Raw genomic sequence first — 22,327 nt, 5'->3', positions numbered from 1 at the left:
GTCTTTTGGTGTGATCGAACTACGTGAGCTGACCAAACGCTACGGCGGCCGGGTCGCCGTCGACGCTCTGAGCGTCCGGGTCCAGCCGGGGGTGGTGACCGGCTTCCTCGGTCCGAACGGATCCGGCAAGTCGACGACCATGCGGATGATCCTCGGCCTGGACGCCCCCGACCACGGCGCGGCGCTGATCGGCGGCGTCCCGTACGCGGATCTGAACCGGCCGTTGCAGACGGTCGGCGCGCTGCTCGACGCCGGGGCGTTCCATCCCGGCCGCAGCGCCCGTGCCCACCTGAGCGCCCTCGCGGCGAGCAACGACCTTCCCGGTTCCCGGGTCGAGCAGGTGCTGCGCACCGTCGGACTGTCGGAGGCGGCGACGCGGCGCGCCGGCACGTACTCGCTCGGTATGCGCCAGCGGCTCGGCGTCGCGGTGGCCCTGCTCGGCGACCCGGCCGTCCTGCTGCTCGACGAGCCGGTCAACGGACTCGACCCGGAGGGCATCCGCTGGATCCGGGACCTGCTGCGCGGACTCGCCGCCGACGGCCGGACGGTGTTCGTCTCCAGCCACCTGATCGCCGAGATGGCGCTGACCGCCGATCGGCTGGTGGTCATCGGTCGCGGCCGGCTGCTGGCCGAGACGACCGTCGCCGAGCTCGCCGCCGGCGACGAAAGCCTGGAGGACGCGTTCTTCCGGCTCACGTCGCAGGCCACCGACTACCGCGGAGTGGGAGCGTCATGAACGGGTACGGATTCCGGCGGGCGGCCCGGATGGAGTGGATCAAGCTGCGCAGCGTCCGGTCGACGTGGTGGCTGGCGATCGCGGCGGTGGTCTCGATGGCCGCGGCCGGGACCGGGGTGGGACTCGGCTACCGATCGCACACCCCGGTCGCCACCGCCGCCCAGATCCTGGACAACAGCCTCGGCGGCGCCATCCTGGCCCAACTGCTCCTCGGTGCGCTCGGCGTCCTGACGGTGACCGGCGAGTACGGCACCGGCACGATCCGCTCGACGTTCGCCGCCGTACCCCGGCGCCGGATCGTCCTGGCCGCGAAGGCCGCCGTGTGCGGCGGCGCGGCGCTCGCCGTCGGCCTGGTCGCGAGCTTCGCCGGCTATCTGAGCGGGCAGCTCGCGATCCGCGGCACCGCCATCCCGGCCGCCTCCCTCGGCGACCCGCCGATCCTGCGCGCGGTGCTGTTGACCGGCGTGTATCTGGGCGCCACCGCGCTGATCGGGCTCGGCATCGGGACGATCGTGCGGCATTCGGGCGCCGCGATCGGCACGCTGTTCGGGCTGATGTTCGTCCCGATGATCGTGGCCGGCCTGTTCGGGGAGAGCGGCATCGCCGTCGGCCGCTTCCTCCCGCTGCTGATGCTGCTCAACTCGATCGCGGTGACCTCGCCCATTCCCGGGCTGTTCGCCGGGTGGGTCAGCGTGCTGCTGATGTGCGGGTACGCAGCGGTGGTGCTCCTGTGCGGCGGCGTTCTGCTCCGTCATCGCGACGCGTGACCGGCGACAATGGGCCGATGACCGCGCTGCGCGCCCCGTTCACCACCCTGGCCCTGCGCCAGGCGGTGTTCTGCGTCGCCGGCGTGGTCAGCGCGGCCGCGGTGCTGGCCGTGCCGGCGCTCGTGCCCGCCCTGGCCGCCCTCGTCCTCTGGGCAACCGGCGCCCTGTCCCGCCCGGCCGCGCCGGTCGTCGCGCCGGTGTTCCTGGTCCTGTTCCCGCTCACCGTCGCGCTCCTGGTCGTGCTGGCCGCCCCGATCGGGCGGGCCACCGGAGCCGTGCACCGCTCCCTCGCGAAGCGGCTGCTCGACGTGCGCGTGGACGCCCCGCCGCCCCGGTCATCCCGGCGGATCGGCGCCCTGGTCGCCGACGGGCCGGGCTGGCGCGCCGTCGGGTACGCCCTGCTCAAGGTGCCGCTGGCCATCCCCGCGGGGTACGGCGCGTTCTGCTACGTGTTCGGCCTGGTCAACCTCACCTACCCGGTGTGGTGGCCGCTGTTTCGCAACCACCCGGCCGGCACCCGCCTCGGCCCGGTGTGGGCGCTGACGCCGTTCGGCACCATCGGTACCCGGACGTTCGGCGGCACCTTCCTCATCGCCGCGGCCGGCCTCGCCATGCTGCTGGTCGCGCCGTGGCTGATGCGGGCCGGGACGACGCCCGACCTGGCCGCGATGCGCCGGCTGCTCGGTCCGGGCCGGCTCGCCGAGCGGGTCCGCGAACTGCAGGTCAGCCGGGCTCGCGCGATCGACGACGCGGCCGCGATGATGCGCCGGCTGGAACGGGACCTGCACGACGGCGCGCAGATCCGGCTGGCCACGCTGGCGATGAACCTCGGCATGGCGACCGAGAAGCTCGGCGCCGACGGCCCGCCGCCCGACCTCGCCCAGGCCCGGGAACTGGTCGCGCTCGCCCACCGCGGAGCGAAGGACGCCCTCGCCGACCTGCGCGATCTGGTACGCGGCATTCACCCGCCGGTGCTCGACAACGGTCTCGGCGACGCGCTGGCCACGCTCGCCACGAGCAGCGCCATCCCGGTCGCGGTGCACGTCGAGCTGCCCGACCGGCCGGCGCCGGCGATCGAGACCATCGCGTACTTCTGCGCCGCCGAGTTGCTCGCGAACGCGGCCAAACACAGCCGGGCGACCCGGATCCGGCTCACCGTCGGCCGATCCGGCCGACACGTGCTGCTGAGCGTCGAGGACGACGGCATCGGCGGCGCGAACCCGGACGGCCCCGGCCTGTCCGGTCTGGCCCGCCGCATCGCCGTGGTGGACGGCCGGATGCGCGTGCACAGCCCGGCCGGCGGCCCGACCCGGGTCGAGATCGACCTGCCCCCACACGTGTGAACGGAGACGACGCCATGCGGGTGGTGATCGCGGAGGATGCCGCGATGATGCGCGGGGGACTGGTCCGGCTGCTCACCGACCGCGGTTTCGAGGTGTGCGCGGCGGTCGCCGACGCGGAGGCGTTGCGGTCCGCGGTCGCCGCCGCCCTGCCGGACGTGGCCGTCGTCGACATCCGGATGCCACCGACCCACACCGACGAGGGCCTGCGCGCCGCGATCGACATCCGGCGCGACCATCCCGGCGTCGGTGTGCTGGTGTTCTCGCAGTACGTGGAGACCCGCTACGCGACCCGGCTGCTCGCCGAGCGGCCGGGCGGCGTCGGATACCTGCTCAAGGACCGCGTCGCCGACGTCGCCGACTTCGTCGACGCGCTGACCCGGGTGGCCTCCGGCGGCACCGCGCTGGATCCGGAGGTGGTCGGCCACCTGATGCGGGCCGGCCAGGAGGCAGCCGGGCTGGCGTCGCTGACCGCCCGGGAGCGTGAGGTGCTTGCGCTGATGGCCGAGGGCCGATCGAACGCCGGAATCGCGGCCGCTCTGGTGATCACACCCGGCGTCGTGGAGAAGCACGTGGCCAACATCTTCGCGAAGTTCGGCCTGCCGCCCTCGGACAGCGACAACCGCCGGGTCCTGGCCGTCCTCCGCCACGTCAACGGCTGACCGGGGCACCGTGACGCCACGAGCGGGACGGGCGAATTCGCAGCCGTCCCGCTCCTGGCGTTGGGGTCAGCGGCGGTACGTTCGCTTCTCGCCGTACGCGACATTGCCGGCCCGGTCGTAGGCCCGCAGCTGCACGGTGAACGTCGTGCCGTACCTGGACGGGGTCAGCGTGAAGCGGTACTCGGCCGTCGTGTCGGTGCCGGCCACCTTGCCGTCGACGAGCAGCTCCACCTGCTGGACGCCGAGGTTGTCCGCGGCGTTGGCGGTGATGGTCACCGGGCCGTGCAGCTTGGTGTTGTTCTTCGGGGCGCTCTTGAAGCTCACCGTCGGCTTCTGATTGTCGAGGTACAGCGGACGCTGCAGCACCGTCACGTTGCCCGCCTTGTCGCGCGCCTCGAACGTGATCGTGTGCTTACCGTCGCGCCGGTTGTTGTTGGTCAGCCGCACCGTCCAGGGCGCGGCGGTCGCGGTTACCGCGGGCTCCGAGTCGATGTGGACCCGCAGCTGGGTCAGGCCGCTGGCGTCGCGGACGGCGGTGGCCCCGGCGGTGATGGTGGTGCCGCGGGCGTAGGTGCCGGGGGTCACGGTCAGGACGGGCTTGGCGTTGTCGACCAGCACGCTCTGGGTCTTCGTGGTGACGTTGCCCAGCGAGTCGTAGACGCGGACGGTCATGGTGGCCTTGCCGTCGCGGGCGGCCGGGTCCCAGCGCAGCGCGGCCCGGTCCTGGGCGATCTTCTTCGTGTCCACGAGCTTGCCGTCGATCAGCAGCTCGGCGTCGGTGGCCTTGCTCGCGTCCGTGGCCTGGACGCGGATCTCGGCGCCGGCCTTGACGACGCCGTCGGTCACCGGGAACTGCACCTTGAGGCTGGGCCCGGTCCGGTCCGCGGCAGTGTGGTCCCTGTCGTACAGGGTGACCGTGCCCGGTCCGGAACGGTGAACCGTGACCGTCTGGGCCGGGGTGGGCACGCCGTCGGCGCCGACCCCGGACAGCAGGTACGTGCCCGGCGGCAGCAGGTTGGCGTTGGCCGGCATGGTGGCGGTGACGGTCCTGCCGCTCTGCCGGAAGGTCAGCGGCACTCGCCGCTCGTCGGTGTTGTAGGAGTGTGTGACGCTGGCGGCCCGGATCAGCGACACCGAGGTCAGCTTGCGGTCGTCGGCCAGCCCGAGCGTCACGCTGCCGCCGTAGGTCAGCGAGCCGGCGATGCTGGTGATCTGCGGCCGGTCGGCCCAGCGCACCCGGCCGCCGGGGCCCTTCGTGAACAGGTACGGCGGGTAGTAGATCTCGGCGTTGAAGTTGTCCTCCGGCCCGGGCACGCCGCCGGCCGCGGTCAGCACCGATCCACCCGGCAGCAGCAGCGCGGTCGAGTGGTAGCTGCGGATGCGCTGCGCCGCGGCGCCGTCGCGCCACTTGCCGGTACCCGGGTTCCAGATCTCCGTCTGGTACGCGGAGTTGGCCGCGCCGCCCTGGACGCCGACCCGGGTGCCGCCGTTGGCGAGCACCTCGCCGTTGGGCAGCACCGTCAGGTTGAGCCAGTTGCGGGCCAGCCGCATCGAGGCGGCGCCGGTGACCGTGGGGTTGGCGCCGTTGATGTCGACCAGCGTGGCCCGGTTGGTGGCGACCTCGTCGGTGCCGTTCTTGTGCTGGCCGCCGCCGGCGAACAGGAGCTTGCCGGGGGCGTACATCACCGAGGAGCCGGACACGCCGATCGGGGTGGGCAGGGTGCCGAGCGCGGTGACCTTGCCGGCGCCGCTCGGGTCGAGCTTCCAGAGCCGGTCGTACGAGGCGCCGAAGACCTTGCCGTCCGGCGCGATGTAGGCCCGCGGATACCACCAGCGGTTGTCCCGCGCGCCGAACGCGACCGTGCTGGTCGCCCCGGTGAGCGAGGTCCAGGCGCCGGTGCCGGACCCGATCTCCGGGGTGGTGGCCACGCCCGAGTCGTCGTCGGGGTGCAGGTACGCGTCGGTGTTGTAGGAGTTGCCGCCGCCGAGGACCAGTATCCGGTCGTCGGGCAGGCGCAGCACCGAGGTGTACCACCGCTGCCGGGCCAGTTGGGCGCCCATCGCCTGCCGGCCGGTCGCCGGGTCGTACAGCATCGTCGCGGTGAGGGCATTGCCACCCACCATGAGCAGCCGGCCGTCGGGCAGCTGGGCCAGGGCGTTGCAGAAGCTGTCGTTCTGGTGCATGGACGCCGACTGCCGGTGGGTGTCCGCGCCGGTGCCCCTGGCCGGATCCCAGTCGTCGTAGGCGAAGCCGCCCTGCCTGGCCTCGCCCACCGGCGTCCCGTAGCTCACCACGTGCCCGGTGGGCAGCAGCGCCATGTGTATGCCCACCAGCGGCCACGCCACCTGTGGCGAGTACATGCCGGTGACGTCGGCCTTCGCGGACGGCGGGATCTTGGCAAGGAACGGCTCCGCGGGCTGGTTCAGGGCCACCGCACGCGCCCCGACGGTCAACTGCGACCCGGCGGCCGGAGCCGGGGCTGCCACGGGCTGTTGTTCCGCAGACTGGGCCGTGCCGACCGAGAGCGCCATGCCGCCCCCGACGACCACCGCAATCGCGGCCCCCGCCATCAGCCGATGCCGATGACGCCTCAACCCGTGCAGCATTCCAGCTCCGATCCGCGCAGCACGCCGCCGCTCCCGGCGCCGCCCCCAACGCAGGTAGTGATCGCCGACCGCCGACCACGCTCAGCGCGCACGCCAGCCAATCGAAGATTTGGGATACATCGATCAGATGAGCCCCAACCCTATCGATTCGCCAACCCCGCCGACCCGCGGGGATCCCCCGAGGCGCAACAGTCGCGTGGGGAAAGGCCGCGGCAGAACCGGAATGCGCAACAGCCCGCGTTTTGGGGTAAGTGCCGCGGCAGACCCGATGCGCAACAGTCGCACCGTGGGGGGGGTTCGGGGGGCTCGGCCCCCCGGCAAACATGCGAAGAGGCCCGCTCGTCCGCGAAGTGTGCGGACAAGCGGGCCCCAGGACTCGTAGCGGGGACAGGATTTGAACCTGCGACCTCTGGGTTATGAGCCCAGCGAGCTACCGAGCTGCTCCACCCCGCGTCGGTAGGACCACTCTACCGCGCGGGGTGAAGCTCATGCCGATCGGGTACGTGCGACCTGCGCCACCAGCGGAATCGCGTTCAGCAGCAGCCCGACGACCGCTACTCCGGTAACCAGGTTGAGGCCGGGGTGGAACTGCCCGAAGTCGGTGGCGGCCCCGGCGTTGGTCGAGACCAGTGCCGTGACGACCGCGAGCACCAGGGCGGTGCCCACCTGGCCCGACGACTGGACCAGGCCGGAGGCGAGGCCCTGCTCCGAGTCGGGGATCCCGTCCGTGGCCTGGGCCATCACCGAGCTGAACCCGAAGCCGAACCCGCCGCCGAGCAGCAGCATCGTCGGCAGGACGGTGACCAGGTAGTGCGGCTGGGTGCCGGCTGTCGCCAGGAACCATACGTAGCCGAGGCTGAGCGACACCATCGCGGTGACGATCAGCGGCGCCGTGCCGTACCGGGTGATGAGTTTGCCGACGAACGGCGAGCCGAACGCCACCACCAGGCCGGCCGGGAGCAGCGCGAATGCCATCCGCAGCGGCGCCCAGTGGAGCACGTCCTGCAGGTAGAGGGTCATCATGAACTGGAAGCTCACGTACGACCCCATCAGCGCGATCATGCTGGCGTTGGCCCGGACGATCGAGCCGATGCGCAGGATGCCGAGGCGGACCAGCGGGTGGCGTACCCGGTTCTCGATGGCGACGAACGCGCCCAGGAGGGCGATCGCCAGCAGGAACAGGCTGATGGTGACCGGGTCGAGCCAGCCGCGGGCGGGTGCGGAGACGACCGAGTAGACGGCGACCAGCATCCCGGAGATCAGGGTGAGGGCGCCGGCCAGGTCGTGGCCGCCGGTGGCGGCCGGCTTGTCGCGGGCGATCAGGAACGCGCCGCCGACCAGCGCGCCGATCGCGAGCGGTACCGGCACCAGGAAGTTCCACCGCCAGCCGAGGCTGGTCAGCAGGCCGCCGAGGATCAGGCCGGACGAGTAGCCGCTCGCCCCGAAGACCGTGAAGATCGACAGTGCCCGGTTGCGGGCCGGCCCTTCGGCGAACGTGGTGGTCAGGATCGACATCGCGGTCGGCGCGGTGAATGCGGCGGCCAGGCCCTTGACGAACCGGGTGGCGATCAGCAGGCCGCCGTCGTCGACGAGGCCGCCGACCAGCGAGGCGACGGTGAAGACGGCGAGCGCGGCCAGGAAGACCCGGCGCCGGCCGAGCAGGTCGGCCGTGCGGCCGCCGAGCAGCAGCAGGCCGCCGTAGCCGAGCACGTACCCGTTGACGATCCACTGCAGCGAGGTGGTGGACAGGCCCAGTTCGGTACCGATGGACGGCAGGGCCACGCCGACCATGGAGACGTCGAGTCCGTCCAGGAACAGGACGGTGCAGAGAACCGCGAGCACTCCCCACAACCGAGCGCTCCAGCGGACTTCCGCGGGTGCCGCGACCCGCGGCAGAGCTTCCGTGATAGTCACGGCGGCGACGTTATATGCGTACGCATCAAATGACAACGCAATAGAGTCGTACGCAACAAATGCTGGTGCATTCACGGTGTCCCGCGGGTAGGATGCAGCGGCATGGAGGCCGAATCTCAGCTCGTCGACCGGTGGCGATCGCTGCTGACGAGCTACAACGCCGTCGCCGCGCAGTTGGAGCGCGCGCTGCAGGACGCGCACAGCCTCACCCTGAGCGACTTCGAGACCCTGGACCGTCTCACCACCAGGGAGTGTGACAAGCGACGCATGCAAGATCTCGCCGCCGCCATGTACCTGAGCCAGAGCGCGCTGTCGCGGACGGTCGCCCGGCTGGAGAAGAGCGGCCTGGTCCGCCGTACGCACTGCGAGGACGACCGGCGCGGCGTCTTCGTCGAGCTCACCGAGGCCGGTCTCCGCCGGCACGCCGAGGCCCGCCGGACCCAGATCGCCGTCCTCACCGAGCACCTCACGGCGGCCGGACAGGTAGCGGCCGGGTAGGAGGTACGTCGACCCGGCCGCGGCCCCCGCAGCTACGACCCCTCCTGCACCTGGTAGATCTCGTCCGCCACCAGCCCGTGCGCCTCGCGATGCACGTCCGCCGCGGCCTGCGCGGACGGCGCCTCGACCAGGCAGAAAATCTTGCCCTGCGTCTCGTCCACCCAGTACCGCAGGTAGCTCACGTCGTGCCGTCCCTGCGTCTTCAGGTCGGCTTGATGGGCCTTGGCCACGTCGTCCATCGCCACCGTGCCGTCGATCGTGTGTACGTCCATGTAAATCGGCATTTGTCGCCCCTTCCGTTTACGTCGGCCCAGTCACCGTATGACGGAGAGGCGGTCGCGCGGATCGGGAACGGCTACCCACCTTGGCGGCCGGCCTACCCATCTATCGACGCCACGAGACCGAGCGTCCGGCCCTCGGGCGCGTACTCGGTAGGCGAGATCAGCGCCGCCTCCGCTCCACCGGGGCCGTGCGGACTGTCTGCCCGATGCGGGAAACTTCCAGCATGATCGATGTTCGGGCGGTGCTCGACGAGGCGTGGCGCCGGCACGCGGCGACCATGCTCGGCGGCCTGGCCCGCCGCCTCGGTGATCTCGACCGCGCCGAGGAGTCCCTGCAGGAGGCGGTCGCCGAGGCGCTGCGTCGCTGGCCGGACGAGGGCGTACCGGACAATGTGGCCGGTTGGCTGGTCACCACCGCCTGGCACAAGGCGCTCGACCGGTTGCGCCGGGAGGCCACCGGCCGGGAGAAGCTCAGGCTGCTCTCCGCCGCGCCGCCGCCGACCGTCACCGGCGACGACCGCCTGGTGCTGATCTTCGCGTGCTGCCATCCGAGCCTGCCGGAAGCCGCGCAAATGGCACTCACCCTGCACGCCGTGGCCGGGCTTTCCGCCGAAACTATCGGGGCCGCATTCCTGTTGCCGACCGCCACGATGGCCCAGCGACTGGTCCGCGCGAAACGCCGCCTGCGGCGCGTCAGCTTCGAGATCATCGATCCGGCCGCCCGCCTCCCGGCCGTCCTCGGGATCATCTACCTGATCTACAACGAGGGCCATCTGGGCGAGCGCTCGCTGGCCCGCGAGGCCCTGGACCTGGCCCGCCAATTGGCCGATCTGCTGCCGTACGAGCCCGAGCCGGCCGGCCTGGCCGCCCTGCTGGAGTTGCACGAATCCCGGTCCCGGGCGCGCCTGGACGCCGACGGCCGTCTGATCCTGCTGGCGGATCAGGATCGCGCGCTCTGGGATCGCGCCCTCATCCGCGACGCCCTGGGGCGGTTGACCCGCGCCACCGCGCAGAATCGCCACGGCCCTTTCCAGTTGGAGGCCGCGATCGCGGCGACGCACGCATTGGCCCGGTCCTATGCCGAAACCGACTGGCCCGCGGTTCGCCGCCGCTACGACGATTTGGCGATCCTGCGCCCATCGCCGGTGGTTCTGCTGGGCCGGGCGGTGGCGACCAGCTTCATCGACGGCCCGGCGATCGCATTGTCCGAGGTGGATGCCCTCGCCGACCGTCTCGGCAACTACCGCCACTGGCACGCCACGAGGGCGGATCTGCTCACCCGGCTCGGCCGCCACGAGGAGTCGAGGGCGGCCACCCACCGGGCGCTCGCGCTCGCCACCAACAACGCGGAACGCGAGCTTCTCACCCGGCGGCTGGCCCGCTTCACCACCTGATCCGCGCGGCTCAGCGCTCCAGGACCGGCCTCACCTCGATGCGATCCCCGAGCCGGATCCCGGGCCATCCCGCCGCCACCGCGACCGCGTCATCGATATCGCCGGCATCGAGGTGAATGAATCCGCCGACCACTTCCTTGATTTCCAGGTAGGGCCCGTCGGTAACGGTCGGCTGCCCGTCCGGGCCGGCGCTCACTGTCTTCGCCGTCCGCGAATGCTGGAGCTCGGCACCCCCCAGCTGGATCTTGCCGGCCCGATGCCACTTGTCCCACCAGGCATTGACCTCGTCCATCAACCCCGAGGCCACCGCATCGTCGTACCAATGCGATTCCTCGCCCGCGATGATCATCACGTACCGCACAGCCGCTCCTTCCGAAGGTTCGTCCTCACCCGCCTGACGAACGGCGCCGGCGCCAATCGACAAACATTCAAACCCTTTTCCGGTACGCGGCGACGGGGCTCAGGGGCGGCGGCGCAGCAGGTTGACGGCCACCAGGCTGAGGACGATCTGGTCCTCCTGGCTGAGCAGCTGGGCGCGGGTGCGGACAATGCCGCGATCCGGCTTCGACCGGGACGGCCGGGCCTCCAGGACCCGGACCCGCAGGCGCAGGCGGTCGCCCGGGCGCACCGGATGCGGCCAGCGCAGCTCGTCCACCCCGGGCGAGGCGAGACTGGCCACCTTGGAGAGATAGTGGTCGGCGAACAGGCGCATGAAGATGCCCGACGTGTGCCATCCACTGGCGATCAGGCCGCGGAAAGGGCCGTCGGCCGCGTACGCGAGATCGGTGTGGATCGGCTGCGGGTCGAACCGGTGCGCGAACTCGAGGATCTCCTCCTCAGTGATGGTGATGTCACCGAATTCGTAGACCGCGCCGACCTTGTAGTCGTCGAACCAGCGATCGTCGATCGGGGTGGAGAACTGCGCCATACCGGACAGGGTCGCACGCTGGCCGGAGATTTTTGCACCCGCACCGACAAAATCACGGCGCGCGTTAGGAAGTGATGTATGTCAATATGACCGGTGGATATGGAGGTGATCACAGTGCGCAAATTTCGGCGCTCGACGGCGGCCCTGATCCTCGGTCTGGCCGCCGCCACCACACTCAGCTCGGCCGGCCCGTCCGACGCCGCGGCCGGCACGAACCCCGCCGCCGGGCCCGCCGGCATCTGGTCGGCATCCCTCGAAGGTGTGCACGGCGTCGCCCCCGACGCGACCGTCCGGCAGATCGCCCGGGTCTCGGTTTCCGCCACCGGCCTCCGGGTACGCCTGGGCAACCCGTTCGGCGCGTCCCCGGTCGTGATCCGGGAGGCCTGGCTGGGTCGCCCGATCGCACCCGGGTCGGCCCGCCTGGCGCCCGGCTCCAACCAGCGCGTCACCTTCCACGGTGCACGCACCGTCACGATTGCGCCCGGTCAGGAGACGCTCAGCGACCCGGTGCCGGTCACCGTGGCCGCCCAGCAGGACGTGGCGGTCAGCCTTTACGCGCCCGGCAGCCCCGTCAACGACCACACGTTCCCGCCGTTCGCCTACGACCCGCCGGCCTCGTACATCGGCACCGGCGGCAACACCGCGTCGGCGACCTCGGACGACGCCTTCCCGGGCTACCCGGTCATCCCTGGCAACACCGGCAGCACCGCCGCCGGCTACCACGCCGGCCAGACCTGGTGGATGGACCTGATCACCACCGATCGCCCGGCGGCCCGCGGCACCCTCGTCACCCTCGGCGACTCCATCACCGACGGCTACAACGCGTACGGCCCGCCCGGTCAACGGTGGACGGACGTGCTGGCCGACCGGCTCGACGCCTTGCCCGCCGAGGCCCGCCTCGCCGTGGCCAACGCCGGCATCTCCGGCAACACGGTCAGCGTCCAGCCCAACCCGTACGACCCGACCGGCCAGTGCTGCGGCCCGCCCGCGCCCCTGCGTCTGGACCGGGACGTCCTCGCCGTACCCGGCCTGCGCACCGTCCTGCTCTTGGAGGGCACCAACGACATCGGCGGCGGCGACAACGCCCCCTCCGCCTCGGCCACCCAGGTCATCGACGCCATGCGCACGATCGCCGCCCGGGTGCACGCACGGCACGCCCGCATCGTCGGCGCCACCATCCTGCCGATGTGCAACCCTGCCGGCAGCGCCAAGGAGCAGACCCGCCTGGCGGTCAACGCCTGGATCCGCACGACCACCGTCTTCGACGACGTCCTCGACTTCGACGCCGTCCTCCGCGATCCCACCGACCCGACCGTCATGATCGCCGACCTACGAACCGACTGCTACCACCCCAACGCCGCCGGCGACCAGTTGCTGGGCCGCTACATCCCGCTGCCGGCCATCCTCGGCTGACCGGTCGGGCGCAACGCCGCGGCCGACTCCGCGCCCCGGGTGATCTCGGGCCGCGGTCGCCGACGTCACCGGCTCGCTGATCACCCACGTTGCGCCTGGCCGTGCGCCCCGGCGTACGGCCAGGATCATCCCCCGAGGAGGTAGCCGGCCCTCGCCGGGACGGCTGAGATGGAACGGCTGAGATGAAACCGGGCAAACCCCCCACCTATGGAGGTCGATGTGGAGTTCCAAGACGTAGTCGAGGTAGCCGTGGTGGACAGCCGCATCGAGGCCGAGGTGATCGCCGGCCTGCTGCGAAGCAACGGCATCAAGGTCGGCATCAACGCCGACGACGCCGGCGCCCAGGACCCCGCCCTGCAACTCCAAGGCGTCCAGGTCTTCGTAGCCCCCGAAGACGGCCCCGCAGCCCGCAAGCTACTCGCCGCCCACATCGACTAGCCCCCAACCGCGAACTCCTGCGCCGACGCGCGAGCCAGCGCGCAAAACCCGTTTCAAGGCCACAACAGCCAAATGCGCACCAGTCCCACCGCCCACGACAGCCCCGAATACGCAACAGTCACACCATGGAGGCATCAGGAAAGGCCGCGGGCAGCCCCGGCTGCGCAACAGTCGCACCGTGGACGCATCAGGAAAAAGGCCGCGACAGTCCCGGCTGCGCAACAGTCGCACCGTGGACGCATCAGGAAAGGCCGCGGGCAGCCCCGGCTGCGCAACAGTCGCACCGTGGACGCATCAGGAAAAGGCCGCGACAGCCCCGGCTGCGCAACAGTCGCACCGTGGGGGGTTCGGGGGGCTCGGCCCCCCGGCAGACATGCGAAGAGGCCCTACTGTCCGCGGTGTGTGCGGACAGCAGGGCCTCAGACTCGTAGCGGGGACAGGATTTGAACCTGCGACCTCTGGGTTATGAGCCCAGCGAGCTACCGAGCTGCTCCACCCCGCGTCGGCCTGTTAACACTAGCGCAATCCGGAGGCCGCCTGCAAAACGGCCTCCGGGCTTGTGGGCGTCATCTCATCCGCTGGCCTTCGGGGTGGGTGTGCTCGAGGCCGAGGGCGCCGCCGAGCCGGTCGGTGTCGGGTTGGTGGTGCCGGACGCGGCGGCCTGCTGGGCGGTCTGGAACTTCGTCATGGCGGCGTCGAGGGCCTGCAGTGCCTCGCCGTACTTGGCGAAGTCGCCGGACTGCTGGGCCTGCCGGACGTTGTTGATCGCCTGGTCGACCTCGGCGGCGGCCTGGGCCAGTTGGGTGTTGAGCTGGGCGGGCGGCGCGCCGCCATTGTTGTTGTTGCCGCCGCTGTTTCCGGTCTGGCCCTGGTTGCCGTTTTGGGTCGGGCTCTGTTTGCCCTGCTGGACGAGCGCGTCCAGGCCCTCTTTGAGGTTGTTGGCGAGCACCACGTACGTGCCGCCGTCGCCGTACGACATCAGGACCTTCTGCAGCAGCGGCGCGGCGGTGTCCTGGTTGCCGGTCTTCACGTAGACCGGCTCGACGTACAGGATGCCGCTCGCGACCGGCAGGGTGATCAGGTTGCCGTAGAGCACCTGTGCCTGGTTGTTGTTGGTGGAGAGCAGGCTGAGCTGCTGTCTGACCGCGGCGTTGTTGGTCATCTTCTGATGGACCTGGACCGGTCCGGGGATGACCGTTTGGTCGGGTAGTTCGAGCATTTGCAGCTGCGGCTTGTTGTCGACGTACGACGCCGAGATCAGTGCCGCCAGGTTTTCCCGGTTGAACGGGGTCACGCCGGCGGTGAGCTGGAACCGGGTGCTGGCCTGGTTGGGCAGTTGCACGTTGAGGTAGAACGGCGGCTGCTTCACGTTGCTGGACGGCTCGTCGGGCGCGTTCGGCACCTGCCAGAAGTCCTGGCCGGAGAAGAACGCCCGCGGGTCGGTCACGTGGAACTTGGTGAGCAGGTTCCGCTGCACCTTGAAGAGGTCCTGCGGGTAGCGGAAGTGCGCGGCGAGGTCGGGCGGCGTATCCGCCTTCGGCACGATCAGGTGGCCGCCGAACGCCTTGTTCCACGCCTTGAGCAGCGGGTCCTGGTCGTCGAACTCGTACAGCTTGACGGTGCCGTCGTACGCGTCGACGGTCGCCTTCACCGAGTTGCGCAGGTAGTTGACGTCGTCCCGGGCCAGCGCGAACTGCCCCTGCCCGGTGAGCTCGTCGCGCGTCTCGTTGGCCAGGTTGATCTTCTGCGAGTACGGGTAGGTGTTCGCCGTCGTGTACCCGTCGAGGATCCACACGATCCGGCCGTCGACGGCCGCCGGGTACGGGTCGCCGTCGATGGTCAGGAACGGCGCCACCTTTTCCACCCGGGAGCGGGGGTCGCGGATGTACATCAGCTTCGAGTTGTCGTTGACCGCGTCGGAGAGCAGGAAGTTGCTCTCGGTCAGCTTGATCGAGAAGACCAGCCGGCGGAAGAACGAGCCGATCGGCACGCCGCCCTGCCCGTCGTAGGTGTAGAGCTCCTCGGCGTTGTTGTTGCCCTCCTGGGGCCGGTCGAACTCGACCTTCTTGCTCTTGTCGGTCTGGCCGACGATCGCGTACTCGGTGGACTGCTCGCCGTAGTAGATCCGCGGCTGGGTGACGGTGATCTCCTCGGTCGACGAGGAGCAGCCGGGCGGCCGGTCCTCGCCGAGGAAGCCGGACACGAAGTACGGCAGGCCGCCGCAGACCACCTCGTTGGCCGGGGCCGCGACCAGGCCGTAGCCGTGGGTGTAGACCGTGTGCCGGTTGAGCCAGTTCCGCTGCTGCGGGGTCAGCTTGTCGTCGTTGATCTCACGCGCGCCGACCACGTAGTCGCTGGTGACGCCCTTGTCGTTGGGGTCCTTGCTGGTCGGGTCCTTCACCGTGTAGCGGTCGACGTCGAGCTTCTTGCCGAAGTCGTAGAAGCCGCGCGACTGCTGGGACTGGGTGAACGCCTGGGACACCAGCTGCGGGTCGACCAGCCGCGCGTTCTGCGCGCTGGTGTCGCTGGCCAGCGTCGTCGGCGGGACGACGTTGTTGGCCTGATAGCGGTTGGCCTCGGTGGTTTCCAGGCCGAACGCCGCCCTGGTCGCGTTGATCGAGCGCTGGATGTACGGCGCTTCCTTGTCGGCGAGGCTCGGCTTGACCGAGAAGTTCTGCACGGCAAGCGGGTAGATGCCGCCGATCGCGACCGCCGAGATGGCCAGCAGGGCGAGCGAGACACCGGGCCAGACCAGGTTGCGCATGCCCGCGTTGGAGAACACGATGATCGCGATCGCCACCACGATCGAGATGTACGCGAGGATCTCCTTGGCCGGCAGCAGCGCGTTGACGTCGGTGTACCCGGCGCCGTACAGCCCCGGGGAGACGTGCTGCTCGAGCAGCAGGGCGCGCCGGTCCAGCACGTACGCCACGGCCTTGAGCAGCACGAAGATCGCGACCAGCGTGGTCAGGTGGGCCCGGGCCGCGGTGGTCATCCGGTCGCCGACGCCCTGCAGGCGCACCCCGCCGAAGATGTAGTGGACCGCGAGCGCGCCGAGCACCGAGAGCACCACGACGGTGAACGCGACGCCGAGCAGGTATCGCCACAGCGGGTAGTTGAAGATGTAGAACCCGATGTCCATCTTGAACTGCGGGTCGTCGACGCGGAACGGCTGCGCGTTCTGGAAGAGCATCCACTCCTTCCACTGGCCCTGGGCGGACAGGCCGGCGAAGAAGCCGATGATCACGCAGAGCACGGTGATCCAGGTGCCCAGGCGCGGGCCGATCACCATCCGGTACCGCTCGAGGGTGGCCTGCTCGGCGGAGTGCGGCCGCAGCAGGGGCCGCAGCCGGTACGCGAGGTAGAGGTTGGCCGCGATGATCAGGGCCACGACCAGCCCGATGGTCACGAACAGCAGCAGCCGCGTCACCAGCACGCCGGAGAAGACGTTGACGAAGTCGACCTCGTGGAACCACAGATAGTCGGTGTACGCGTCGATGCCCCAACCGAGCAACGTGAAAAGAAGGAAGACCCCGACCAGGACACCGACGGTGACGCGACCGCGCCGGCTCATCCTCGGAAGAGGGCTGTTACGCATGACCAACGTGGGCTCCACACATCATTTGGGGCAACCGGTGTCTCACATTACGACATCTGTCACGATGCCGAGCAGGGCTTAGGGGTCCCGCCGGACGTGAAGGTCTTGAGCGCGGTCAGTGCGTCGTCCACCGTGGCCACTTCGGCCATCGGCAGCCCGGCGACCGCGTTCTTGAGCGCTTCGGCGCAGTTGTCCTTGGGCACGAGGAAGATCTGGGCGCCGGCTCGCTTGGCGCCGACCAGCTTCTGCGGGATGCCGCCGATCGGGCCGACGTTGCCGTCGTCGTCGATCGTGCCGGTACCGGCGACGACCTTGCCGCCGGTCAGATCCTCCGGCTCGAGTTTGTCGATGATCCCGAGGGTGAACATCAGGCCGGCGCTGGGTCCGCCGATCTTGTCGAGGTCGATCTTGACCTGGAACGGGGCGTTCTGCTTCGTCGCGATCTCGACGCCCAGGCGCGGGGTCTTGTCGGTGCCGCTGGCCTTCGAAGTGATCTTGGCAGTCATCGCCTGGCCACCGCGGGTGAAGCCGATCGTGAAGGTGGTGCCGGCCGGTTTGGCCCGCACCGCGTCGGTGAGCGTGGTCGGGCTGGTCACCCGGGCGCCGTCCACCGAGGTGATCACGTCGCCGGGCCGGAGCCGACCGGCGGCGGCGCTGCCGGCGGTGACGCCCTTCACGTACGTCTGCACGGGGTAACCGAGCTTGGTGAGCGCTACCGTCACGGCGCTGTCCTGCGACTGGGTCCACTCCTGCGCGTTCTGCTGCTCGACCTGCTTCTCGGTCTGGCCGGGCGGGTAGATCAGTGCGCGCGGGACCACCGCGTCCTTGTTGCTGAACCAGCTGCTGATCGCCCAGACCAGCTCGACCTGCGACTGCACGTTCACCGTGGTCAGCCGAAGCTGCCCGGCGGACTGCGTGGTCTTCGCATTGGTCACCTGGATGACCTCGTTGCCATCACTGGAACCGAGCGTGTTCACCGTGGGACCCGGCTTCAGCACGACGTAGGGCAGGGGTGCCGCCATGACACCGACTGCCAGTAGGGCGGTGAGCAGGGCGCCGAGGATGACGGTTACACCGCGACGTCTCATGCGCGGGAGGATATCTCGCTACCCTGAGTTCTCTCTGAGCTGACACCGCCATCGGTCCGGAGCGCCTGTTTCGCGCGTACGGTTATCTACGTGCCTGATATCCCGTTCGGTTTCTCCCTGCCGGGCGCCCAGCCGCCCGACCCCTCCGACCCGCAGCAGATGCAGCAGTTCATGGCCGATCTGCAGCGGATGTTCGCCGGTGGCCCCGACAGCGGCCCGGTGAACTGGGACATGGCCCGGCAGATCGCGGCGAGCCAGCTCTCCGCCGCCGGCGACCCCGCGGTGAACATGTTCGAGCGCCACCAGGTGGAGGAGAGCCTGCGCCTGGCCGACCTCTGGCTCGACCCGGTCTCCGCGCTGCCCAGCGGCATCCAGGTGGCCGCCGCGTGGAACCGCAACGAGTGGATCTACAACACCCTCGACGTGTGGAAGAAGCTGTGCGACCCGATCGCCGGGCGCATGGTCGGTGCGATGGGCGACCTGGTCCCCGAGGAGGCGAAGGCACAGCTCGGCCCGATGCAGTCGATGGTCGCCACGCTCGGCGGCGCGCTCTTCGGCGGCCAGCTCGGCCAGGCCCTCGGCCAGCTCGCCGCCGAGGTGCTCTCGGCCGGCGACATCGGGCTGCCGCTCGGCCCGACCGGCACGGCCGCGCTGGTGCCGGCCAACGTGAAGGCGTACGGCGAGGGCCTCGAGCTCCCGGCCGACCAGGTTCGCCTCTACGTGGCCCTGCGCGAGGCGGCCCACCAGCGGCTCTTCGGTCACGTGCCGTGGCTTCGGGCGCACGTGCTGTCCGCGGTCGAGACGTATGCGAACGGCATCACCGTCAACCGCGAGGCGATCGAGGAGGCGATGAGCCGGGTCGACCCGAACGACCCCGAGTCGATGCAGGCGATGGCCCTCGAGGGCATCTTCACGCCGGAGGACACCCCGCAGCAGAAGGCGTCGCTGGCCCGCCTCGAGACCGCGCTGGCGCTGATCGAGGGCTGGGTCGGCCACGTGGTCGACATCGCCGCCGGCGAGCGCCTGCCCGGCGTGGCGGCCCTGGGCGAGGCGTTCCGCCGGCGCCGGGCCGCGGGCGGTCCGGCCGAGCAGACCTTCGCCGCACTGGTCGGCCTCGAGCTGCGGCCGCGCCGGCTGCGCGAGGCGGGCGCGCTCTGGGCGGCGGTCACCGAGCACCGCGGCATCCAGGGCCGGGACGCGCTGTGGGGCCACCCCGACCTGCTGCCGACGGATGAAGACTTCGCCAACCCGGAGGTCTTCGCCCAGGGCGCCGCGGAGTGGGACATCAGCGAGCTCGACAACCTCGGCGAGGCGCCGGAGGAAAAGGGCACCGACGAGGACAAGGGCGAATAACCCCGGGCCGGGCACGCCAGGCGATTCGGTTCCGCGACCTTTCCGGTACGCCGGGAGGGGCGGGCGTGGCCGCCTTTCCCGTATGCCGAGACTGGTGGGGCCTATCCGGCACGCGGGACGGGCGGCCCTATCCGGCACGCGGGACGGGCGGGGCCTATCCGCCCAGCAGGGCGCGGGTGTTCTCCCAGCCTTCCAGCGCCGGGTCGAGTGAGGCGAGCTCGGCCGGACCGCGCAGGCGGCGCCACTGCGGGGTGGAGCTGACATCGCCCGGCTGCGGCGCGGTCCTGCGCAGCAGTGCGGCGGACGCGCCGTCCAGGTCGTGGTCGATCAGCCAGGACGGCGCGGGCAGCGCGGTGGCCAGGCCCAGCAAGCCGTTGCCGGGGCCGCCGGGGGCGACCGCCACGGCCTTGTTCTCCAGCGGGCGCAGCAGCTTGCCCAGGATCATGCCGGGGAGGTCGGGCGCGTCGGCGGCGATCACCGCGGCCTGGTCGAAGCCGTCGGCCGACGCCGCCGCCAGCACCGGCAGGTACGTCGCGGTGGGCACCTCGTAGATCCGCATGCCGGGCCAGGCGATCTCCTCGGCCAGCTCGCGGTCCGCGGGGGTGGCGGCGATGGCGGCCTCGGCCTGGGCGAGGCGGGCCAGCAGGTCGACCACGTCCTCGGCGAGCGCGGCACGCCAGGCGCGGAGATCCACCCCGGGCGGGCTCCACTCGACCGGCACCAGCAGAGCCGCAACAACCCGTCGCACCACGGCACAACCCTACCGAGTGGGTTTTCGGAAGCTCGAGTTACGGCTCAGCCCGGATGGTGGCGGGTCCGGGGCCGGGACGGCACCCAGCTCGCCGGGTGGCGGCGGGACCTGGCCCGACACGTACTCGGGAATGGTTTTAATCGTCTTGGAGCACCAAGCCGGTGGCCGCGGAGATGCCCTCCAGGTAGCCCCGGGCGCGCTCGGCCTTGGGATAGCGGGCCACCAGGTCCCAGAAGCGGGCGTTGTGGCTGGGGACGACCAGGTGGGCCAACTCGTGCAGCAGCACGTAGTCGATCACCCACTCGGGCATCTCCTGGATGCGGTGCGAGATGCGGATCGTGCCGTCGTCGGGGGTGCACGAGCCCCAGCGGCCGTTCTGGTTGGTCACCCAGCGCACGCTGGCCGGCATCACCTGGTGGACGTGATCGGGCAGGTAGCGGGTCGTGAGCCGGCGGGCGCGGGCCAGCAGCTCGGCGTCGGTGCTGCGGACGCGCTCCTCGCGGGCGGCCAGCCGGGCGAGCATGCGCTCGACCCACTCGGTCTCCTCGGCGCGGGAGAAGCGGTCCGGGATGAGCACGACCACGCGCTCACCGTCGCGATAGGCGGACACCGTCCGACGCCGGCGCTGGCTGCGACGGACTTCGACGACAGGCTTACGCGTCCGGGCCATTACCGGCTCGCGCGGCCCAGGTTCGGGTTCACGTTGAGACGCTAATCCGTGAGACCCATGTCACCGCAAGAGTACAGCCGATGACACGCGCCGGATATGGGCGCTTCCTCCGGGTATAGCCGAAAAAATTTTCCATGCCTGCAACATCTCCGTGGAGCGGCCAACTTAGCGCATGTACCGAACCGGTGGCAAACATCCTTTTTCACCCTCTTTGCCAGTAATTTCCGGCGTGTTCCGGCTGAACTTCGCAAAAAGGATGATTTCTCCGGCACACTCACGACGGCGGCGCTGACGAGACATGGAAACGGCCGGACTTGGGTAGTGACCGCCCCTGGCGGGGAGGCCACATCCACGTGGCTGCGGAACGGCCCCAGCGCCGCTGTCGAGAGGCACTCATCGGGCCGACCCGGCCGACGACACTGACTAGGAGGAACCGTGGCCGACAACACGTACAACGGCTACTGCGTGAAGTGCAAGGAGAAGCGCGACTTCCAGGGCACCGTCGAGGTGTCGAAGACCGGCATGAACATGGCGAAGGGCAAGTGCCCGGTCTGTGGCACGACCGTGAACCGAATCCTCGGGAAGGCCAAGGCCTGATTCACCCGGCTGGGTAGAGCGGCGCGTGCGCTCCGCTCTACCCATAACCGTGTTCGACCCGACGCGTTGAGTGAGTGTGGAAAACGGCTGAGGCCTGTGGATAACTCGCGTTTCCCTGTGGACAACGCGTGTCACAGCCGCGGTCGCCCTGTGGACAACGAACGCGCTCCGCGTCCTGCCGATGACAACCTGTCACGGTGAACCGTCCCACCCTGATTCCCGGCCTGCCCCGGATCTGGCGCCGCCCCGGCGAGCTGCAAATCGGCTCCGATCCGGCCCGCGCGCTGCTGCTGCACCTTCCCGACCCGCGCTGCGAACGGGTCCTCGACCTGCTCGACGGCACCCGCTCCGAGCGGCTCGTGACGATCCGCGCCGCCGAGTTCGGCGTCACCGCGGCCGAGTGCCGCGCCCTGCTAGACGCGCTGTGCGCGGCGGGCCTCACCCTCCCGGCCACCGCGCTGGTGCCGCACACCCTGCCGGCCGAGCAGCGGCAGCGGCTGACCGGCGAGGCCGCCGCCCTGGCCCTGCGCGGCGTCGCCCGCCCGGCCCGGTCGCTGCGGCGGCGGGCCGAGGCCCGGGTGGTGATCAGCGGGCGGGGCCGGCTCGGCGCGCCGATCGCGGTGGCGCTCGCCCAGGCCGGCGTGGGCCACGTGCGGCCCGAGATCGGCGGCGTGGTGCGTGCGGACGAGCTGGCCGCCGGTCCGCTGCCCGGCGGCGACGTGGGCCGGCCCCGGCGAGAGGCGATCATCGACGCCCTGTCGCGCGCGGCGCCGAAGAGCAGCGACGCGGTCCGCCGCGGATCCCCGTCCCTGCTGGTCCAGCTCGATCACGACGAGCCGACGGCGCTGGTCTCCGCCGCGCTGACCGGCCGCCGGCAACCCCATCTGGCGGTCACCATCCGGGAGGGCGTGGCGGTGATCGGGCCGCTGGTCCCGGCCGCGGGGCGGCCCTGCCTGAACTGTCTCGATCTGCACCGCCGCGAGCGGGACGCCGGCTGGCCGGGCTCGGTCGCGGCGGCGTCCGGGCCGGAGCCGTGCACGGTGCCGACGCTGCTGGCCGCCACGGCGTACGCGGTTGGCGAGGTGTTGATGTTCCTCGACGGCGCCGTCCCGCAGACGGTCGGCGCCACCGCCGAGATCACCGCGCCCGGTCGGGTGCGGCGGCGCACCTGGGGGCCGCATCCGGCGTGCTCGTGCGCCCGCTGATGTGCCGAGCTTATCGGACTTTCGTCACGTAACGGGCGAAGCGTCACTGCGTGGGCAGTTGTCCTGTGCTCCGTCGGTCACAATGAT

Annotated in this window: 20 protein-coding genes and 2 tRNA genes; 11 read left to right on the top strand and 11 right to left on the bottom strand. The window is 70.7% G+C overall.

Annotation, left to right across the window (positions count from 1 at the left end):
- The first annotated feature begins 10 nt into the window (after positions 1-10).
- The 4 genes from ODJ79_RS40210 to ODJ79_RS40195 are packed head-to-tail and all read left to right on the top strand — an operon-like array spanning position 11 to position 3,505.
- A complete protein-coding gene (locus tag ODJ79_RS40210; RefSeq protein WP_263028959.1) occupies positions 11-736 on the top strand; it encodes an ABC transporter ATP-binding protein in 726 nt (241 codons plus the stop codon).
- The gene (locus tag ODJ79_RS40205) at positions 733-1,503 is read left to right on the top strand and encodes an ABC transporter permease (protein WP_263028958.1); all 771 of its coding nucleotides are present in this window, start codon (positions 733-735) and stop codon (positions 1,501-1,503) included. Before ODJ79_RS40210 ends, ODJ79_RS40205 begins: the two co-directional genes overlap by 4 nt.
- Before the next feature lie 17 nt (positions 1,504-1,520).
- Positions 1,521-2,846, top strand: a complete 1,326-nt coding sequence (locus ODJ79_RS40200; RefSeq protein WP_263028957.1) for a sensor histidine kinase — start codon at positions 1,521-1,523, stop codon at positions 2,844-2,846.
- A gap of 14 nt (positions 2,847-2,860) precedes the next feature.
- The gene (locus ODJ79_RS40195; protein WP_263028956.1) at positions 2,861-3,505 is read left to right on the top strand and encodes a response regulator transcription factor; all 645 of its coding nucleotides are present in this window, start codon (positions 2,861-2,863) and stop codon (positions 3,503-3,505) included.
- A gap of 66 nt (positions 3,506-3,571) precedes the next feature.
- Here ODJ79_RS40195 and ODJ79_RS40190 read toward each other — a convergent pair whose 3' ends face one another.
- The 3 genes from ODJ79_RS40190 to ODJ79_RS40180 all read right to left on the bottom strand — a co-directional run bounded on the left by ODJ79_RS40190 (position 3,572) and on the right by ODJ79_RS40180 (position 8,026).
- On the bottom strand, positions 3,572-5,992 hold the full coding sequence (locus ODJ79_RS40190; RefSeq protein ID WP_263028955.1) for an Ig-like domain-containing protein: 2,421 nt from the start codon (positions 5,990-5,992) through the stop codon (positions 3,572-3,574).
- 499 nt (positions 5,993-6,491) lie between these two features.
- Positions 6,492-6,565 (bottom strand) — tRNA-Met (locus ODJ79_RS40185).
- 33 nt (positions 6,566-6,598) lie between these two features.
- Complete coding sequence (locus ODJ79_RS40180) at positions 6,599-8,026, bottom strand: MFS transporter (RefSeq protein ID WP_263028954.1); 1,428 nt, start codon at positions 8,024-8,026, stop codon at positions 6,599-6,601.
- A 102-nt stretch (positions 8,027-8,128) separates the two neighbouring features.
- Here ODJ79_RS40180 and ODJ79_RS40175 point away from each other — a divergent pair, with 102 nt between their 5' ends.
- Positions 8,129-8,524, top strand: a complete 396-nt coding sequence (locus ODJ79_RS40175; RefSeq protein ID WP_263028953.1) for a MarR family winged helix-turn-helix transcriptional regulator — start codon at positions 8,129-8,131, stop codon at positions 8,522-8,524.
- Positions 8,525-8,556: 32 nt separating this feature from the next.
- On the opposite strand, the gene ODJ79_RS40170 is transcribed toward ODJ79_RS40175, so the two are convergent.
- Positions 8,557-8,808: a DUF4242 domain-containing protein gene (locus tag ODJ79_RS40170; protein ID WP_263028952.1), complete on the bottom strand. Its 252-nt coding sequence runs from the start codon at positions 8,806-8,808 to the stop codon at positions 8,557-8,559.
- A gap of 221 nt (positions 8,809-9,029) precedes the next feature.
- Here ODJ79_RS40170 and ODJ79_RS40165 point away from each other — a divergent pair, with 221 nt between their 5' ends.
- On the top strand, positions 9,030-10,199 hold the full coding sequence (locus ODJ79_RS40165; protein ID WP_263028951.1) for an RNA polymerase sigma factor: 1,170 nt from the start codon (positions 9,030-9,032) through the stop codon (positions 10,197-10,199).
- Positions 10,200-10,209: 10 nt separating this feature from the next.
- Here ODJ79_RS40165 and ODJ79_RS40160 read toward each other — a convergent pair whose 3' ends face one another.
- Together ODJ79_RS40160 and ODJ79_RS40155 are read right to left on the bottom strand one after the other, a co-directional pair.
- Positions 10,210-10,560 (bottom strand): YciI family protein, encoded by a 351-nt coding sequence (locus ODJ79_RS40160; RefSeq protein ID WP_263028950.1) that lies wholly within the window; start codon positions 10,558-10,560, stop codon positions 10,210-10,212.
- Between the two features lie 99 nt (positions 10,561-10,659).
- Positions 10,660-11,127, bottom strand: a complete 468-nt coding sequence (locus ODJ79_RS40155) for a MaoC family dehydratase (protein WP_263028949.1) — start codon at positions 11,125-11,127, stop codon at positions 10,660-10,662.
- Between the two features lie 114 nt (positions 11,128-11,241).
- Between ODJ79_RS40155 and ODJ79_RS40150 the strand changes: the two genes are divergently transcribed.
- Positions 11,242-12,540, top strand: a complete 1,299-nt coding sequence (locus tag ODJ79_RS40150; RefSeq protein WP_263028948.1) for a GDSL-type esterase/lipase family protein — start codon at positions 11,242-11,244, stop codon at positions 12,538-12,540.
- A 219-nt stretch (positions 12,541-12,759) separates the two neighbouring features.
- A complete protein-coding gene (locus tag ODJ79_RS40145) occupies positions 12,760-12,978 on the top strand; it encodes a DUF2007 domain-containing protein (RefSeq protein ID WP_263028947.1) in 219 nt (72 codons plus the stop codon).
- A gap of 428 nt (positions 12,979-13,406) precedes the next feature.
- On the opposite strand, the gene ODJ79_RS40140 is transcribed toward ODJ79_RS40145, so the two are convergent.
- The 3 genes from ODJ79_RS40140 to ODJ79_RS40130 all read right to left on the bottom strand — a co-directional run bounded on the left by ODJ79_RS40140 (position 13,407) and on the right by ODJ79_RS40130 (position 17,664).
- Positions 13,407-13,480: transfer RNA gene (locus ODJ79_RS40140), tRNA-Met, on the bottom strand.
- 69 nt (positions 13,481-13,549) lie between these two features.
- The gene (locus tag ODJ79_RS40135; RefSeq protein ID WP_263028946.1) at positions 13,550-16,552 is read right to left on the bottom strand and encodes a UPF0182 family protein; all 3,003 of its coding nucleotides are present in this window, start codon (positions 16,550-16,552) and stop codon (positions 13,550-13,552) included.
- An 83-nt stretch (positions 16,553-16,635) separates the two neighbouring features.
- Complete coding sequence (locus ODJ79_RS40130) at positions 16,636-17,664, bottom strand: PDZ domain-containing protein (protein ID WP_263028945.1); 1,029 nt, start codon at positions 17,662-17,664, stop codon at positions 16,636-16,638.
- Between the two features lie 90 nt (positions 17,665-17,754).
- Here ODJ79_RS40130 and ODJ79_RS40125 point away from each other — a divergent pair, with 90 nt between their 5' ends.
- Complete coding sequence (locus ODJ79_RS40125; RefSeq protein WP_263028944.1) at positions 17,755-19,017, top strand: zinc-dependent metalloprotease; 1,263 nt, start codon at positions 17,755-17,757, stop codon at positions 19,015-19,017.
- A gap of 154 nt (positions 19,018-19,171) precedes the next feature.
- On the opposite strand, the gene ODJ79_RS40120 is transcribed toward ODJ79_RS40125, so the two are convergent.
- Positions 19,172-19,768 carry a hypothetical protein gene (locus tag ODJ79_RS40120; RefSeq protein ID WP_263028943.1) on the bottom strand — a complete coding sequence of 199 codons (597 nt, stop codon included), beginning with the start codon at positions 19,766-19,768 and terminating at the stop codon, positions 19,172-19,174.
- 136 nt (positions 19,769-19,904) lie between these two features.
- Positions 19,905-20,438, bottom strand: a complete 534-nt coding sequence (locus tag ODJ79_RS40115; protein WP_263028942.1) for a M48 family metallopeptidase — start codon at positions 20,436-20,438, stop codon at positions 19,905-19,907.
- A 435-nt stretch (positions 20,439-20,873) separates the two neighbouring features.
- On the opposite strand from ODJ79_RS40115, the gene ODJ79_RS40110 reads away from it, so the two are divergent.
- Positions 20,874-21,035, top strand: coding sequence for a DUF5679 domain-containing protein (locus ODJ79_RS40110; RefSeq protein WP_015625326.1), 162 nt, complete (start codon positions 20,874-20,876; stop codon positions 21,033-21,035).
- A 197-nt stretch (positions 21,036-21,232) separates the two neighbouring features.
- Entirely contained in the window at positions 21,233-22,240 is a 1,008-nt protein-coding gene (locus tag ODJ79_RS40105) for a hypothetical protein (RefSeq protein WP_263028941.1), read from the top strand.
- The last annotated feature ends 87 nt before the right edge of the window (positions 22,241-22,327 follow it).

Source organism: Actinoplanes sp. KI2 (genome assembly GCF_025630775.1).
GTDB lineage: Bacteria > Actinomycetota > Actinomycetes > Mycobacteriales > Micromonosporaceae > Actinoplanes.
Note: the sequence above shows the minus strand (reverse complement) of the source record. Positions and strands in the feature narration are given on the sequence as shown.